This is a genomic window from Candidatus Omnitrophota bacterium, assembly GCA_014728045.1.
In the GTDB taxonomy this organism is placed as follows: domain Bacteria; phylum Omnitrophota; class Gorgyraeia; order Tantalellales; family Tantalellaceae; genus WJMH01.
This window is the reverse complement of the sequence record WJMH01000022.1, coordinates 1-18,308: the sequence shown is the minus strand read 5'-3', so window position 1 is coordinate 18,308 and position 18,308 is coordinate 1. Positions and strand designations below refer to the sequence as shown.

The window sequence follows — 18,308 nt, the reverse complement described above, 5'->3', positions numbered from 1 at the left end:
GAACATTATGTCAAAACTATAATATTTGCCAAAAGGCAGTCTTTTCCAGAATGAAGCTTGGAGTGGTTTAGGCCGCCAGCAGCACCTTTTTCTTCATGGCATAGTGCTGCAAAAGCTCCCGGTTGGTTTCAAAACGTTTAATGGAAGTCAATATCGTGAAAATGAGGGCGCCTCCTTCCACTTGGGCCCGCACCGCTATTTTCTCGCCTATATCCTGTATGTCATCGATGCTCATCTCATCGATATACCTAGCAAGAGTTATGGTAACGATCTCAAAAAGCGGGTAATATACTTTCTCGGTAGAAAGAATACGCGATACCATCTCTTCATTGATGAACGAGAGTTTATGATCAGGGTCATTTATCATGTTCTTCATGTTATCTCGCGCCTCGGCGGTATCTCTCGCGAACGAAAAGACCAGCGCCCCCGAATTAATCTTCTCCCGTAAAGCGCGAAGCCCCTTCTCTCCCCGGGAAGTATCGAAGCGCATGACCTCTATATTCTCAAGGAACTCGGCATAACGGTTATCTGCCTTAAGATCATCGACCATCTCAAGCAGCTTTATGGCCTTGGTCCCCTGGCCCCCACCCAGATAACTGTCAAAAGCGAAAACTATCTTCCTCTTCTCCCTGTAAAACGAGAAAATAGCGTCCGCGAAAGCATTGGCGAAAGCTTTATCCCCGGAAGCTTCGAGAAGCCTGTAACGTATCTCCGTCTGCGCCCGGCTTTTCGGTTCCGCCTGAGGCCTCGTGCCGCCGACTTCGGTTCCGCTTGACCGGGAAGGCACCTCTTCCCGGGCCGGGAAACCTTCGATCAGCCGCAAAAGTTCCTCTATGAGCGTCCTCATAGATTTGTTCTGCTCCCGCGCCATGTGCAGACGCTTAACGGCTTTGACCACACCGGGATCGTCCTCTCTCAGGAGAGAAACCGCTCTCATGATCATTCCCTGTGAGCGATCAAGTTCATCCGCGACTTCCATATTATTACGCGGAGCAAGCTTCTCGCGGACATCCGTATCAAGATTATCCCTAAGATACCTGAGATCTTCCTCGCCGGCCTTTTCAGATCTGCCACGGAAATCCTCCAGCGCCTTGCGCACCTGCTGTTTTCTCCAATCAACGGCGGACTTGATCCCCTTCATCTTGCCTATTGCACGGTTAATGGTCCTTGCAGCTTCTGAAAGAGCCTTCTGGGCCTCTTCCCGGGTTATTTCCTGAGGGGGTTCTTCTTGCTGGATCTTTTGCTCTCCCCCGTATATCTTGTCCTCATCTATACTGGAAGGGACACCTTTTTGTTCATCCGGCTTTTCCTCCGTTCTTACGGAAACTTCCGCTTGCTCTGCTGCTTCAGCGGGATTCTCGGGAGGTGTTTCTTCAGACATTTCTTCCGGCATTTCCCGTTCCGGTTTTATTTCAATTTGATCGGAAGGCACTTCCTCCTGCTCCTCGCTCCCGGCGGCACTATCTTCTTCGTCCACAGTGCTTTCAGATTCCCCAGGCAAAGAAGGTTCCGGCTCATCTTCCGGCCCGACCGGCGGGATATCTTCATCAGAGTCGTCCTCGTCATCACGGCTGCGAAGGCCGTTACGTTTCTTAGCTTCCACCGACAGACCGTAACCAAGCGGATCGATCCCATGGACCGGATCATACGGCTTTTTCTTATCGATATCGAAAATCTCGCCAAAACGGTGTCTGGTAAACCCTGCCCATTTAGGACTGTTGGGCGATTCGGGATAGCCTTTTTCCAGACCCAAAAACCGCAATATCGCCTGACCGACGGATCGTGTTTTAAATGCCTTCTCAAGGAATTTCCAGTACAGCCATACGCTGACGCTGTCGCAGTACTTTCCAGCAGGCTGTCTTCTTATGGGATGATCGTTCACCGGCTCGTTCTCTCTCCTTTTATCTAGTTCCTTGACCATATCATAGACCCATGGCGTGGCCCTTTTGCCCCTGTATTTAACCTCTAATATCGTGCGGTCTGGCCATGTGCGCCTGAATTCCTCCAGGCCGGTAAAAAGTGTCGGGTCATGCAGATCGTCACAGACCCTCCATCTGACGTTCATGTCGAGCGTCATCCTCAGGTAATCTAGATCCTCCGGAGCTATTTGGATATCCGCATGCTCCGGATCTTCAGAATCCAGGATAACGCGCAGATATTTGCCCGCGGGCGATCTGTATATACTTCGCCAGTAAGCGGCATCCGGGCTGTTCTTCATTCTTTCGCGGTATTCAAGCGCCAGCGGGATCAGTCTTTTGAGAAGCTCATCCCTGTCGCCGTCGGCACTTACGAATTCCAAACGTTCATAGCTGACCTGTACCGTGGGTACAAGCCGGTACTGTTTTATATATGTGCAGAATTCTCTGAGACCGGCCTCGGAGGCTCTGTCACCCCGGCACTTTTTACCCTGGTATGTTTCGGGAAGCCAACTATAATCTATCTTCTGCCTGTCAATGTCACTGTCTTTGAAAGAGCACCATTTGCCGTCAATAAAGACCCTGTAACCATCGCTTGTTCTTTTTATTTTCTCGGCAACTATCTTCTCAGACGTTTCTTTGTCCACTCTGAAAACAACGGGAAGGCTCTTCTTCCTGCCCATCCCGAAAAAGTCCTCGGTCTGACGGCTTTCCCTGAAAACATATACGTGCCCGTTCATCCTTACCGTTCCGCCGTCGGCAAGGGCGAATATGTACGGAACCGCCCATTCCCAGACCCCCGTTTCGAATTTCCACATCCTTGTATCAAGACGGTTCTTTATTTCAAGATGGATCTTGCCCTTGTCGACTTTCGTCTGTCCCGCCAGATCCAGAAGCTTCGACTTCATCTGCTTTGCCGTGTATCCGGCGCTCTCCTCCGGCAGATTGGATACAACAGTTTCGAATCTGCGCCCCAGGTCATCCCCCGGGGCAATGGACCTTCTCATGCTCTCGATAAAGCCCTCGGCGGTCATCTCCTCAGAGATCTTTACGCTGAATATCTTAGCTATAAGCTCCCTGTCGCCATACCAGCGTATACGGGCCTTGAAACGGTAACTGCGGTAATTGTTCTCCCGGGCAAAATATGTCAATAGCTGCGGTTGAAGCGTGAGCATCTGGCGAACCTCGCTCAAAGGATGACGTATGAAATAGCCAAGCCCCTTCCATCTGTAGCCGGGCGTATCAAGGTAAAGGCTGTGGTTGTAATAATACGTCTTTGTCGGATTGTATATATCACCGATCATGCCCATAGCCTCCATCATATCCCTTGCCATCCTGGGTTCGTTGTTGATGTTCTCAAGCTCGAACTTCTCCTCCCGCCGGTGAGGGGATATCTTCGCCCGATGGAAGGCTTCCCGCTTCTTCCATAAGTTGAACCCGGTCGACGATGCCAGAAGCAGCAAACCCGCCGACAATAGGATAGAAAGATTAACCGCCTGAGCCGGGAACGAATAAGCCATACTGAATAAATACGCCAATGCAGCCATAATGACCGTGAATTTGAACATGTTCTTTACCACGGTCATGGGTGAATCCTCGGAACGCAACCTGGTCACCAAAAAGAAAGTGAACAGTGGCTGGATAACGCGGTTTATGCGGGGGGTGAAAATACCCATCACAAAACCTCCCAGCATCAAATATACGGAAAATCCCGCCAGAATAAGCGCGGCTGTTTCCGCGGCCGGCCAGAAACTCGCCCACGAAACCACCCCGGGGAACGCCGGGAGGAGGAAGATGAGGCCAATAGCCAGAAAAGATACCGATATCCACCGTAGTATTTTTCCAGCCATGCCGTTGTGTTCAGCGGCAGACAAGCTCATTATAAACTGTATTATCCCGGTTCCCATCATACCCATAAGTGAGATCGCCATGCCCGCGGCCTTCAAATGCATCGGTATCGGCCCGAGATACACCACGGCAAGAAGTACTATCGCGACCGCGGAAACTTTCGCCGTAAGCCTGTTGATCATGTATTCGTCCCCTGTTCTGGTCCGCACAGTTTTCGCTATAGCAACTTCCAATATGGCCGCTAGAAGGAGAACAACCCCGGTCCAGAAAATGATATTAAAGAAGGGATACTGATCGCTGAGAAAGACCGTCCATTTAACCGCTTTTGAATAAATGGTCGCCAATATGGGGTTGTGCGCCCGGCCCCCGAGCGCTTCGGGTGTGAACACCAGGGGTCCGCCATAGAACAGCGCGGCGCATCCTACGATCAACCACTTCCATATGTTTAGGAGCCTGAAGACCGCATCCGACTGGTGCATCTCCTTTTCACGTATCCTTTGTTTGACATGGGCCATGAAAGGCGTCAACACCCTCAGGTAAAGGACCCTCGCTCGTATCCCCAGGAAAAAGGCACCGATTATCTGTATCGGCATGGCTATCACTGTCGCCACAAGCATGAAGATCCCCAGCCAGGAAACGACCTGTGACCACGCGGAAAGGGGAGGAAAACCAACCACGAAAAAAGAAACAGCAAGAGCTGCTCCAGTAAAGGACAACAGTTTAGTGACTTTTTCGATAGACCCCTTTCTCATTGATGGGAATATCCTGGATAATATATTGCTTCCCCATTCCAGGAACGCGGTCAATAGAACCGTCATGCCCAGCCAGGCCCCGACTATGATCCCGGGATTCCGGGAGGAAAAATCGTTGTACATATCCCTGAACTGGACCAGGAACGGCGACGGCAATATGCTGGCTAGCAAGCATTCAATGCCGAATAGTGAAACGATGAAGACCGCAACTCTCCTCAGCGCGATCAGTCGGGGAGCGTTACTGCGGAATCTCGCTATCAGTATATTGAATAGCGGCGGGACCTGAAATATGCGGTTAACGCGCGAAGAAAACATACCCATTATGTAAGCGCCTATGAGAAAATAGAACGCAAAACCGATAGTAATAAGGACCGCAACTTCTGTTACCTGCAACATCTGCATCATCGTGACCCCGCCGGGAAAAGCCAAAAGGGCAGGAAGATATGGAGAAGCGATATATAAGAATCCCGCCGTCAAACCGAGTATGATGAGTTTTGATGCCACCCGCCTCAGAACGCGGGAATCATCCTGTAAATACTTGAGGAGGTTCTTCGTGACCATCTCGGCAAGTGCCGCGGCGACCAGCACTACTATTCCCCACTTGATGATACTGACATACGGATGTATGACCGAAACTTCATTATAATGGTGCATTATCCATCCGGCAATGTATCTGAGCGTAATGCTCGGCCCCTGCGTCGACGGCACGGGGATATAAGAAGGCATAACATATACCAGGAAAGCCGCCACCGAAGAGAGAACAGCCCACCATTTGAACAGACGCTTCGTTCCCTCCGAAAGAGACATAGGCACTGAATTATACCTCAGTTTGACGACACCGGTGGGAATGGGTAACCGCACCCTGAAGTTCACGGCTTTCCGAAAGAAACCTATCAGATATGTTCCCGCTATAGAAAAAGGATATGTGACGAAAACCGCTCCCACGGTGATTATCTTCACTATCTCCACGGCCTGCGACCAGGAAGCAAGCGAGGGAATTCCCGTGAAAGCGGTTAAAATAGCGATGCTCAGCGCAAAAGAGATGAATAAGCCTGGTCTGGCGGTAAAGGTCTCTATACGGGAGACCGATTCCTTCCTGCTGTCCCTGCCCATGACCAGCAGACTGTTGATTATTATCATTATGAGTGCCGCAGAAGCAACAAAACTCAGAACATTGAACGCGGGATATGTCTGGGACAATGAAGAATACCAGGAAAACCCTTCTCCGAAAAGAGGGGATCCCCAGACAGAATCAGCACTTTTTCCCGCAGATGCAACGCTCTTGACACAGCCGTTGAGGGGCACCAGAAAAAATAGTAATATGGCCCCCAATATGGGGCCTTTCCCGCCGGATCGCCTATTGTTGGGGTCTTCATTTTTATCTTTGCCGTCACTAGGAATATCGCCCTGTTCCGGCTCATCTGTTCCCGGTTTCCGTCTGTCACTCTCAACAGGGCCCCCAATGTCCTCATCATCCCGGGGTTTTATGCTCTGAATGGATGCGAGTAATCTTTCAATGCGTTCACGTAATGAGATGTTCTGCTCACGCGCCAGATCTAGTCTCTTACGGGCCCTTGCCGCCCTGGCATCTCCCTCAACCAGAACAGATAAAGCGGATAATATTCTATCCCTGGAATCCTCGAGTTCAATAGCTACTTCATCATTGTTACGCGGCCCCAGATTCTCGTGCAGTTCTTCTGCCATACTTTCGTAAAGATGCCTGAACTCTTCTTCCCTGCCAGCCCCTCTGTCCGACCTTATCTCTTCCAGAGCTTTGGTAATCTCAGTCTCTCTCCACTCAAGCGCACTCTGGATCCTTTTCATTTTTCCGATAGCACGGTTAATTATCTTGATCTCGCCGGCAAGGATCTTCATAGCCTCTTCTGCACTCATTTTCACCTTGGGCTCTTTCAGAGATTCTTTCTCAGTTTCTATTTTTTCCTTTTCGGCTCTGCGCGCCTCTTCCCCAAAAGTCTGTTCCGAAGACTCTTCTTCGACTAAAGTGCTTTCCTTTTCATCTCCCGGATCAGGCGGACCTATGTGACGAGGATCCTCATGATATTTCACATTAAGCCCTGATCGGATCTGTTTGTATATCGCTCTTGCGATATTCGTCATGAGTAATATAAAAGCTATTATGCCTATAGGCGAAAGGCTGAATCCGGAAGGCTTTTCAGAAGAAGCGGTTGTTGGGTCTGATATAGTCGCAACGGTCATGCCCGGCGCTACTTCATACCCTACCGTTATTATTATTTCCCGGGGGGTCCACCTGTTGATAAAAAAAGTATAAGAGACCTGATTATTATATTTTATTATCCCGGACCTTGGAGCCTTTATCAGACAATCGGCAATCTGACCTTTGTAGAAAGCAATGGTCTTTTCGCATATTTCGGCATTCTCCCGAGCTATCTCCGCTTTTTCCGTATTTATTTGTATCCGGGCTTTTAGCTCGGACTCTCTTCTCATCTTATCGTATTCAAGCGCTTTCAGGGCCTGCTCGGCTTCCTTAAGCGTCATGGCCGTCCATCTCAGCCGGTAAGATAATCTCCTCACGCTGAGAGAAGCTCTATTCCAGTCCGCTTCGGCAAGTTCCAGTTCCTGTTGAGAACAGACACCCTTGGCTTTTAATTTTTTAAGGGCTTCATATTCCGCTTTTTTTATCCTGGCCGTATCACTTGCCGTATCCACCATCACCTCAAGGATTTTGCCCAGTGTCCTTGCCTCTCTGATCCTGGAGTTAACCTGTTCGACCAGCGCGGGATATTCATTGGATAGATATTCAGTCAGCTCCCGTTCGGCTTCCGCCCGTAACGCGGCATATTCGGCCGCTGCTCTGCGGTGCTCGCCCAGTTCTATTTCCGCCTGTTTTTTAGCGCTTTGTAATTCGGAATCATCCAGCACCAGAATGACCTCTCCCTTTCTGACGTGATCACCGTCCTTTTTGGGTATCTTGAGTATCCTGGCTCCTCTGGGTCCGTTCCGATCGCTTTCGCCGCTTCGGACGGTCGATATTACTTGAACACCTCTGGAAGATGATTCTCTCTTTTCGCTAGCCTCGATTTGGGGCTTTTCCTCGAACAAATGCATGATCGTCTGACCGTTTTTCACAACGCAACCTGTACCGATATATACAGGATTGTCGATATAAGTTATGGGTATCCCGAGAAAACTCTTGCCGACATCATGCGTATATCTTACCCATCCGTCTTCGGGAGCATAAATTACGGAATTCTCTTTGTTCCTCCGGATCTGTTCGATCTTCTTAGAATATGTCCTTATATCGGCCTGTGCCGCTTTCCGGTCTATCCGGGCCCTTTCGATAAGCCCGTCCAGAATAGCAAGCTCATCGTTCATCTGTGCCCTCAGAATATTAAAGACGTTTTCCCCCTGCTCCTGCATAAGGATCGCAACCGCCAATTCCCTCAACGCCCTGTCGCGTATTATCCGTTCCTCCTCGGCCTGTATCTGAACTTCAAGATGCTCTCTTTTGGCAACTATCATTTTCTCAAGCAGCTCTTCCACCCTCTGTATCCTCTTATCGGCCAGAGTGATGTTCTTCTCCGCCAATGCGCGGACCTCTCGGGCGTAAGAAGCCATGTCCTCACCTCCCCGTGATACTTCTTCCTGTATCTTGCGAAGTATTTCCAATTTGGCTTCAAGTATCTTCCTCTGACTCTGGTAGCCGTCAATATTCCTGGAAGAATCGGAAGAGATCATCCTTTGCTCATTGATCAGCTTGCGCAGTTGCGGCATAAGCCGCTCCTGTGCCGATATGTCGAACCTTACCAGGAGCTGCCCCTTCTTTACCCTGCCTTCCGGAGCTATCTCCAGGATCATGGCCCCGTGTTCGCCTCTTCTTCCGAAGCTCACAGCCTCGACACCGGATGTTATCGCAACAGCACCCTCCGGTACTTTGCTGGTCGATACCGGTTCATAGATCTCTTTGTCGGTCTTCCGGGCATCCGATCGCGCGGCATGTGTTATCTTGATGAACGGCTCCGGCCCTACAATTGATCCTTCCGCGACGATCCTTTCTCTCGGAACCCTTTTAAGAGGTATCCCGATAAAGAACACTGGCAGTGAATGCATGAAAGAGACCGTTCCCGAGACGGTAGCTCTTACAACACAATTCTCGATCTGCTTTCTGTAAAAATCCACTCTTCCCTGGTCTATTGCCGCTTTTTCCCGCGCGAGACGAAGTCTTTCCCTGGCCGTGTTCATCTCTCTGGTCAAAGCAGCCAACCGCATTTTATGCTCATACCGTAGCCTTTCGATCTCGGATTCGGCCTGCTTCATCCTTAAAAGCGCCTGAGATTCCTCGTAAGAAGCGGTCTTCTCTTCCATGATCGCGCTGTTATAAGCAGCATGCAATTCCTCGACCGCGCTCATAGCGATCGTATTGGAAGCAAGGACCCTTCTCGCCATATCAAGAAGCACCTTTCTTAATGCGACTATTCTCTCGGAGGAGACGCGACTGCTTTTTCTGGCCTCATAATCTTTTTTGCACCGGTTAAATCGCTCCTGAGCCTCCAGCAGAAGGGCCGGGTATTCCATACTGGTGTATGCTTTATGTCTCCTCTTCGCTTCATCAAGCAAAGAACCCGCCTCGGCAATAAGCCTGTTGGATTCCCTGAGCCGGATCTCTGCTTCCCTTTTCAGCATTTCCAGAGCGGAAGACTCCAATTCGGCTATGACTTGGCCTTTTTCGACGTATTCGCCGTCTTCCACGTGTATTTTCTTGATGGCCGGATACACAACACCGCTCCCGCTGTCATAGGCAGTGCTGACATTGGCGCCGATAAGCGTGACGCCTTCATCTTCACTCCCGGATTGCGCCTCACCGGGTAATGTGACCGAAGTATCGATGGACAGGATCTTCTGGGCATATCCAACGGTTATACGAGGTCCCATTGTCACGTTCCGCGGAACGGGTCTAATAGGAAATCCAAAAAGGTTGGCACTAAGCTGGTTGGAATGGTTTACTTTTCCTGAGTGTTGCGCGTAAATGACACACTTGTCTATGTTCTCCTCTATGCCCTTGAACCTTCTCTTTTGCAGCTTCAGTTTCTCCTGTGATGCCAGCATATCGCTTTTCGCTCTTTCGATCATACCGTTAAACCTGTCGGTCTCGCGAACTTTCACCGCCTCCAAAACTTCTAGTTCGGCCCTAGTCCCTTCCAGTATCCGTCGGGCGGCGGCGATCTCCATTTCGGCTCTTCCCTTGGCCCTTTGGGCGTCATTGAGAACCAGAAAGGCTTCAAGCCTTTCAACCAAGGAAACAATGGATCGTTCCGCCAGAATATCCAGTCTCTCTATATTCCTTCTGGCCAGAACAATATTATCCTCGGCTCTTTTTAGCTTCTGCTGCGAATCTGCCAGCATCCTTTCACCGGTTTTCAGTTTTTCGACAAGAAATTTCCTGTCCTCATCGTATCGCTCGATAAAGGCTTTTTTCTGTTTTTCCGATTCTGTCAGAGATTCTTTCGCGGAAATATAGGCCAGTTCCGTTTCTGTTATAAGCTTTTTCTGCAGATCACGCTCTCTTTCGTAAACGGATGAATCGAATTCAGCCAGCTTATCGCCTTTCCGCACGAATTCTCCATCGGGAACTATATAGGTAAGCGTGGCGCCGTACCCGACTATGTTATATAACCTGAGAGGCTTTATTTTACATAACACCGGTTCACTTCTCTTGCCGGGAACCTCTTCCTGCGCCGCTTTTTTATCGATAAAAGAACCTATCTCTTTGGATGCTGCGGGAGATGCCTGTTCCTGTTCGATATCGGTGATCTTTATAAAGGGGACTCCCGGTGGCATTATGGTGCCCTGGCCCACTACCAGTTCTCTTTCGACGGGCTTCAGGTTGGAGCCTCTCAGCGTAATGAGCATATTATTGATATAAGTTACCTTGCCTGATCTTGTGGCCCTTATCGTACATTTTTCTATCTGATCATCATAGAATCCGATCCTTTTTAGGTCTATCGCCTCGTCCGCCCTTGCCGAACGAAGTTTTTCCCGGGCGGTCCTTATCTCCCTGTCATAAACCGCTATTATCCTGTCGCGCTCGCTTTTTACGCGTTCCAAGTCCGCTTCGGCGGCCGCTTCCGTGTATCGCGCCGATTCCATCGCGGCCCTGGCGGTGTATTCTTCTATCCGGGAACTGTTATAAGCGGACCGGAAAGCGTCAACCTCGCTCTTTGGAACCGTGTTGCTAGCTGCGAGTTTTTCCGCCATTTCCAGCCTTTTCTTCAAAGCGGCCGTCCTTCTTGAACTCACAAGAACGTCTTTCTTCCTTTGCTCGTGGACCAAGCGGGCTTCCTTAAGCCGTGCCTCGGCATTGCAGACCCGCGCTGGATATTCTTTCTTAAGATATACAGCTCTTGCTCTTGTTGCCACACCGAGTAAAGATGAAAGTTCGGAAATGAGCCTCCTGGTCTCCTGGAGCTTCTCTTCTTCCAGCCTCTTGAAGTCCAAGAGGACCGAATCATCAAATTGAACTATAATATCGCCCTTTTCCACATATGCACCTGCCGGAACGATGGTCTTGATCGGGATACCGATACTTCCCTGCCGGCTGCCGACACCGGTTCTGACCTCTGAGGTTATAGTAGATCTCTTGTCGAGTGCGGAGCGGGGCCTGAAGAGCATGGATCCCGGATCCACTATGCGCATGATTTCCCGGCCGTGTGGAACGGAAAGTCCCGGTCCGATGACGGTTTCGTTCTCCGGTTTAAGAGGAATGGTGAAAAAATATACTCCGGTAACATTCGAATAAAGCACCATCCCGTCCCTTTGGGCGTAGATAGTGCATCTATCTATATTCTTCTTCAGCGTCTTGAGTTTCTCTTCCTGCAAACGGAGTTTTTCCTTCGCGGCTTCGATATCCTTCTTCGATCTTTCCACGATACCGTCCAGGACGGCCATCTGCCTTGAAAAGACCGCTTCCACCAAGTGTATCTCGGTCTCTGCTTCCTCTAGTATCTTTCTAGCCCTGGTCCGCTCGGCATAAGCTTCCTGTCTTACTCTGACAGCTTCATTCTTGAATTCAAGAGCCCTGTTATATTCGAATTCCGAAGCAATCTTCTTTTCCCAGAGAACTCTTATTGCCTGCACGAACCCCTCTGCCAGATTGAGGTTGAGCTCCGCCGTTTTTATCCTTTCCTCCGCCTGCTTGAGCATTTCCCCGGCAGCTGTAACCTTTACGGTTGTCGCTCTCTTGTCTTCGGCATACTGCTCGGTGAGCGCCTTCTTCTGCTGGAGAGCTTCTCTAAGTAATTCCTGCGATTCGGCAACCGCCCTTTCTGTCTGATTGATAAGTTTTTCCTGCGCATCACGCTCCTTCTCCAGAAAAGAGGGATCGAACTGGACCAGCCAGTCGCCCTTTTTGACCATTTCACCTTCCTGCCTGATACGCTGGATCGTATATCGGCCATTGCCGATAACGGGTTCTATTTCACAAACAACGGCGTCTCCGCTCTCCTGTGCCTTATTAGAACCCCTGAAATCATCCAGCATGATGGTTATGTCCCCTTTAAGGCTGTCGTAGAACAAATCTATCGAGTCAAGCATCCCGCTGAGATCCACGCCCGCGATGTTCATTGCCGGGACCATGCCCGCAAGCGACATATTTCCCCGAGATGATATTTCGCCCGCAAGAGCTTTCCGGGGTTCGGGAACCTTCTTTTTCCCGGAGGGATTCATCTCTTTTTCCGGGGGGATTTTTTCTTCCTCAAGCGGAACTTCCTTATCTGAAGGTGGGGCTTTTTCTTTTACAGGGGGAACAGCCTTTTCATCCTCCGAGGTAACATCCTTTTTGCGTTCCGCCCCCTTGGATACCGGTCCCGCCGGAGAGGTTACTGTTTCATCACCGTCAGGTCTTTTAGCACCCGCCTTTACATTTTTGTTCAAAAGATCCTCGCCCGCCGATGACCTATCAGGCGCATCGGCCAGTTCGCCGAGCAATTCGGTCGTGGCCTCTATTCCCATGAGATTGTTGAGCATGTTGACCGCTCTTGCGTAAGAGATGTTCAAGCGTATATTCGCTTCAAAATAACGGTATTTAAGACTTTCGTATTCTTCAACCAGTCTTCTTATTTCACGAGCCGTGGTTCTGCCACCAAGAGCATGATCAGCGATTTTCCTGTTGAGCACGTAATTTATTCTTTTCTCGATATCGCCCAGTGCTTCGTCTAGCTTCTTCGATTCTTTCATGGCGATATCCAATTCGTTACTTATAAGGTCCCATTCGTATCTGATCTGCCTGATCCTGTTCAGCTCGGCGGCCTTGTACCTTTTCTGTTCAAGCCTCGCAAGTTTGGCCCTGATGGACCTTCCGCTGCCCAAGATCCTTGTTGCAACCGAAAGCATGTAGCTTGGGCCGCTGCCCATATCATACCATCCTCCCTGAGCCGTCAGAGTGGGAAGCACTGACCATAGCGCCCTGTCTTCGGCCAGCTCCGCCTTTTTACCTCTGTTCCTCATGTGCTGCAAGGCCTTGTCCCTGTCCAATTCTAAACCCCGCCTGAAATCCGCATCCAAGGAGCTACTGTCGCGGTATGTATCCATTCTTTCCATCAGGTATGAAAGATCAACGGCTACTCCAGTCTTTGACTCAAGAAGTATCTGCAGTTCCGACATGCCCAATGTTAAGGCTTCTTTGGTATCGGCTTTGGCCAACCTGACCCGCGTCAGTTCAAGTTCCGCAGCTCTTCGGTCCATCGACCTGTCCGCTTGAGGGTCATCCATTCCACTGTGCGCGCCCGTCAAAAGGTTCAGCTTTCTTATTTTTGCTTCCTGTTCGGCCACTCTCATGGCCGCCCTGGCGTATGCGCCGTAAAGCTCAATGATCCTTTTCCGGGCGTTCTCCATCTTTAGACCGGTAATGATCTTCTTGTCTTCCACATCCAGTTTGGCCATCTCGGCGCCGTGCATATCGGGCTTGATTGTCAGCGATACCGTGATACCAGAGGTGCCGTCCCCTCCCTCGTAGAAATGCACGCCGGCTGTCATTTCCTGCTCGAACATGCTGGCAAAGGAGGATAGTTTCTGCATCTGCCTCGCTATGCTTATATCAAGACGGGCTATCGCGTCCTCCGTCCTCTGACCTATGTTCGATATGGCCCGGTCAAGGCTGACTACCTCACCCAGATCCGGCGCTTCTTTTATTTCAGACTCTTTCACATCCAGGACTGAAAGAAGTATTCTCATCACGGCAAGATTGTTCTCCGCCTGGTCTATTATCCCCAAAAGCCTTATCCTTTCGGCCTTCAGCCTTTCCAGCCGCCCCAGATCGGCCAGGCCGTCCATATTTGCTTCAAGACGTTTTATCTGCTCGTCGCATATCTCAAGTCCGTTCCGGGCCAGTCTTACTTTCTTGTCGGCGAGGCGGTATAGCTCTATGGCACTTTCTTTCTGGCGCTGGGCGATCTGTTCGGCCTTGCGCAGCAACAAGTCCTGCCTTTTTGACTCCTCCACCGCCAGACCGCTCAGGATCTTCCTTGTTTTCTGTCTCGCGTGAGCCCCCGTCAGAAATCCCGGCAGGTTGAACCACCCCAGGAACTTCCAGTCCAGCCAGGAATCAGGAAATCTGGGATAAATGGCCAGAGGACATCCGCTGGCAGCGAACGGAGAGACTGAGATCACCAGACTGAACTGATCCCCTTCTTTTATGATGGCTACAGATGAAAGAGCGTACCCCCTTCTCTCGGCTCTGTGGATTCCCAGTCTAAGGGCTTCATCCCCGGTTCTGTAATCTATAAGCACCTCTCCCGCCGATTCGCCTTCGCTATCGGTAACGGAAACAATGTATCTCAGCGAGATATCACCGGCGCATATCTTGCTGGTATCGACCTTTTCCCCGTCGGGATCAGTTACAATCATCTTATTATCCGGGGCGATGGTTACACGCGAACCCTCGGGGATGCTTTTAATGTCACTCGAGAGGACTTTGCCCCTGTCAAGCGCGATCTGGCCCATATAATCATTCTTCTCGTCTCGGACGGCCAGGATCCGTATCTTCCTCCTGCCTGCTACAGTAAGTCCGGTCGGGATGTTGTTGGCCGCAAGTTCATTATCCGGTCCTATAGTGACCATGGACCCTTCCTTGACCATCTCTACCGTACTGGAGACCACAAAGTTCCCCTCAAGGCTTTCTTTAAGGGTATCCAGTATCTTTTCTATATCCTTATTGGTGATATTATCGATCATCATTATGTCAGAATACTCAAGCCCGAGTATGTCCCTTAAATTGTTCCTCGCTATCTTAAACTGGAGAAGTACGTGTTTCTGTTCAAGAAGCACTTTCCGTTTTTCTCGCTGGAGTCTTTCAATCTGGATGCCTGAAACTCTGGGGTTAGACCGCAGTGCGTTTATCCTCGCCTGCAGGTTCTTTGTTTTCTCATCCAGGTTGCTGTATCTTTCCATGAGTGAATGCATCCTGACAAGCTGCCTTGCTATATTCACCTGGAGTTCCCGTTCCGCCAGTTTAAGCTTTATAAGCGAGGAAAGAACGAACTCTTTGCCCGCTTCGCGTTTTTCTCTCTTTCCCGGATTGTTGAGGGGGATCGCAATAGATATCCCCAACCCCGAACCGTTAATAAAATTCGTGGAGTTCAAGTTCCCCGGGTCGAAAATGTCTCCGCTTAATCCGATACTCGCACCTATATTGACTATGGGCCTGAAGACTTTCACGTCATCTCTCGCCATGTTGCGCGCTAATTCAACGTCTTTTTGCGCGGGGCCGAGCCGGCCTCTTTCACATGCTACAAGGAACATATCCACAATAGAGGTACCCTTTAACGAATATGGCGCCATATCAAGCGAAGAGGTTATAACGGGGAGTTTTCCCCTGACGATATCTTCCCGTTCGTCGTGGTCAACGCCCCGGGGTATGTCAAGTCCGGGAAGTATGGTCGATATTCCATCGATCAACTCTGCCATCTCCTCGTCGCTTTTAACTCTTCCTCTCAAAAAGTTGCCAAGGGTCCACAGACCCTTTTCAAATTCCTTGATATGCCTGGCAAGTTTGCGCCTTTCTTCCACGGAAAGATTATCACGGATATAGACCTCAAGCTCGTCGGTGGTCTTCCTGTTCTCCTCGGTCATATCCTCTAACCGTTCAATGGCCTTATCTACTTTTCCGATATATTCATCGGTCTGCCTTTCGCTCATGGGCATCACCAGACCGGGCAAATATTCCCTGACCTTGAGCCATACTACCTCAGCTTCCGCGAATCTTTCCTCCTCCCATTCGTCCCAGTATTCTTCTATAAGGTCGGCTATCTTCTCAAGCTGCTCCAGGTCATATTGATCAAGGTCCATTTTCGTGGTCCCACGTGACTTGGCCCGAACTACCTCTGCCCTCAAAAGCAGGTTATATGAGAGTTCTTTCTCCACCTCGGCGTTCTTAGCCTCTTCCATAGCCCGCAGAAGGGATAGCAGACCCCCGATCCCGGAATCGTACCTGGTCCTTATACCGTTAACGTGCTCTCTGGCTTTACCAGCAATATCCAACCTTTCTTTTTGCGCGGCTGTAAGGGTCTGGATGGTATCCTTTGCCCTTGCGGCCATTGTGTACTGCATTCTTACGATCAGCTTGTATTCATCTATGGCCTTCAGATACAGCAGCAGGGCCCTTCTGGCAGCTTTCTGCCTTTTCATGTCACCGAAGACCATCCCCGCTCTAACCCCCAGAAAACTCGGATCTCTTAGATTATCATAGAGCACTCTCCTTAACAGGTCTTCTTCCCACACAGCCGCCACGCTCAGGTTCAAATGCTCGAATACGTTGGACGGCACCAACGCCTGCAAGGATTCTATCTCCTCGGATTTTTTGGCAAGGATCAATGCAAGGTACCGGTCCATCCTGATATTGCTGCGGGAAAGAAGCTGTGCGATCCTCTCCGGAGAATAATCCGCTTCATCTAGTTCGAAACGGATGCCGCTGGGCAGGCCCATAATATATCTAAGTTCGGATTTGCCGTCGAGTACCACCTTCTGCTGAGACGACATTTCATTTTCAGCTTTCGCTATGTGCATATCCAGAACAAGGAGCTCTTCGCTGGACATGTTGAAAGATGCGCCTTTTTCACGTATCTCTTTCAGTGATGCCAGATGCTTAGCAATAACACTTGTCTTCCTTTTAGCCGTCATGATACCCGCGTATATGCCCACAACCCTGTGCATGAGCTCTAGCTTGGCGAGTTCCACATTGATGCGTCTTTGCCGTTCGGTAGCTTCAGTGGATTCTACATCCTGAGACCTCCCCGCATCATATAAGACCATTCCAAGGGTTGATGTAAGTCGAAGTTCGGGCTTATTAAGTTCGCGTATCCTTTCACGGTTAGCTGCCTCTTCCTCTTCAAGAGCCCTGATCCTGGCCAGACCGTTCTGTATCTCTTCTTCATCGTCGGTTATCTCCGCCAGTTCCCGTTCTATTCTTGCGTAATCGTTCCGTATCTCCAGCTCACCCTCTTCTATCTCCGCCAGCTCCTGTTCTATGCGGGCGCGATCCTCCTCTATTTCCCGTTCATTTTCCGCTATTTCCGCCAGTTCCTGCTCTATACGTTCTTCATCCTCGTCCTCTATCGCTTCTTGAAGCTGTTCCAGATCGTTTTCCAGAGCCACCAGATCATCCTCCAGCTCAAGCCGGGCCTCGGCCAGCTGTTGCTGATCGTTACGCAGGGCCGCCTGGTCGTCTTCCAGTTCAAGATATGCCTCATACAGCTGTCTTTGGTCGTTCTCCAATGCGGCTCTATCCTCCTCCAACTCCCTTCTGGCCTCGCTTAAGCGTACTGCGGTTTCACGGGCATCCGTTTCCGCCCTCCTCAGAAGACGGTTGCCGGGAGAACCTGTTAGACCATCAGATATACCGTAACTTAATCCTACATCCCAAAAGAGCCTTCCGGAACCGGCGAGCTCCCGAGTGACCGTGGCCTCTTCCAGTCTGTGTTCGGCCTGTTTAATGTAATAGGAGTCGCGCAGTACCACTTCAAGGATATCGGCTATGCTCTTTTTCCGGTTACCGGTAAAATCCTCCGAGGCGTCATACCCGAGCGAGTCATACTCACCGAGAATTTCCCTGAGAGCTTCCGGTTTTTTCTTGTGTTTCAGAGCCTTGTTCAGAAGGACCAGCCCCGGATCCCTGCCCATCGCCTTCTTGCCAAGGGTGAACTCAAGACATCGGTATATCTGCCAAGCGAGCCTCTGCCTGCCGAACCCGTGCCAGTGAATCTTTATCTCCCCCTCCGCTATCAGGCCGAGAACACTTCTCATAGCCAGTTTAAGCCTCTCCACTGAACCCTCTTCAGATGATACTTTCCCTCTCCAATCAGTAAGGTTTTCATACACACCGTGGGCCTCTTCATATGTCATCAGCCCTCTTTGGTCTCTTTTTTCATCCGGCTTGAACCGTTTATCCGAAGAGCGCTTATCGTCTTGGGCCTCTTCGGGACCGGTCTTTCCAGCATCATCCGGAGTGCTTTTCTCTTTTAGCGGGGGAACAGCGGGTGTATCATCTTCTCGCTCATCGGGTTTTTCGGCCTGTTCCTTCTCCTGGAAGTCACCAACATTATGTGAGACGTTGCTCAGCCCGATCGGATCGGCCTGCCTTAGTTCACCTTTTACGTTACCGTCTGTTTCTGTCTCCTCCCAGTCGAAAACCGTTACCTCATCCTGCTTGTGAGAACCGGTCCTAACTATGAGGATAGCGCGCCCTCGAGCATCATATACCGTGACCACTTCACCCTTATTGCTCAAACCTTCGGGAATAATGACCATATTCCCGGCAAGTGTT

1 protein-coding gene is annotated in these 18,308 nt (G+C 50.2%); it reads right to left on the bottom strand.

Annotation, left to right across the window (positions count from 1 at the left end):
- Positions 1-67 precede the first annotated feature (67 nt).
- On the bottom strand, positions 68-18,308 hold an 18,241-nt coding region (locus tag GF409_07420; GenBank protein ID MBD3427038.1), incomplete at its 5' end, for a biotin/lipoyl-binding protein.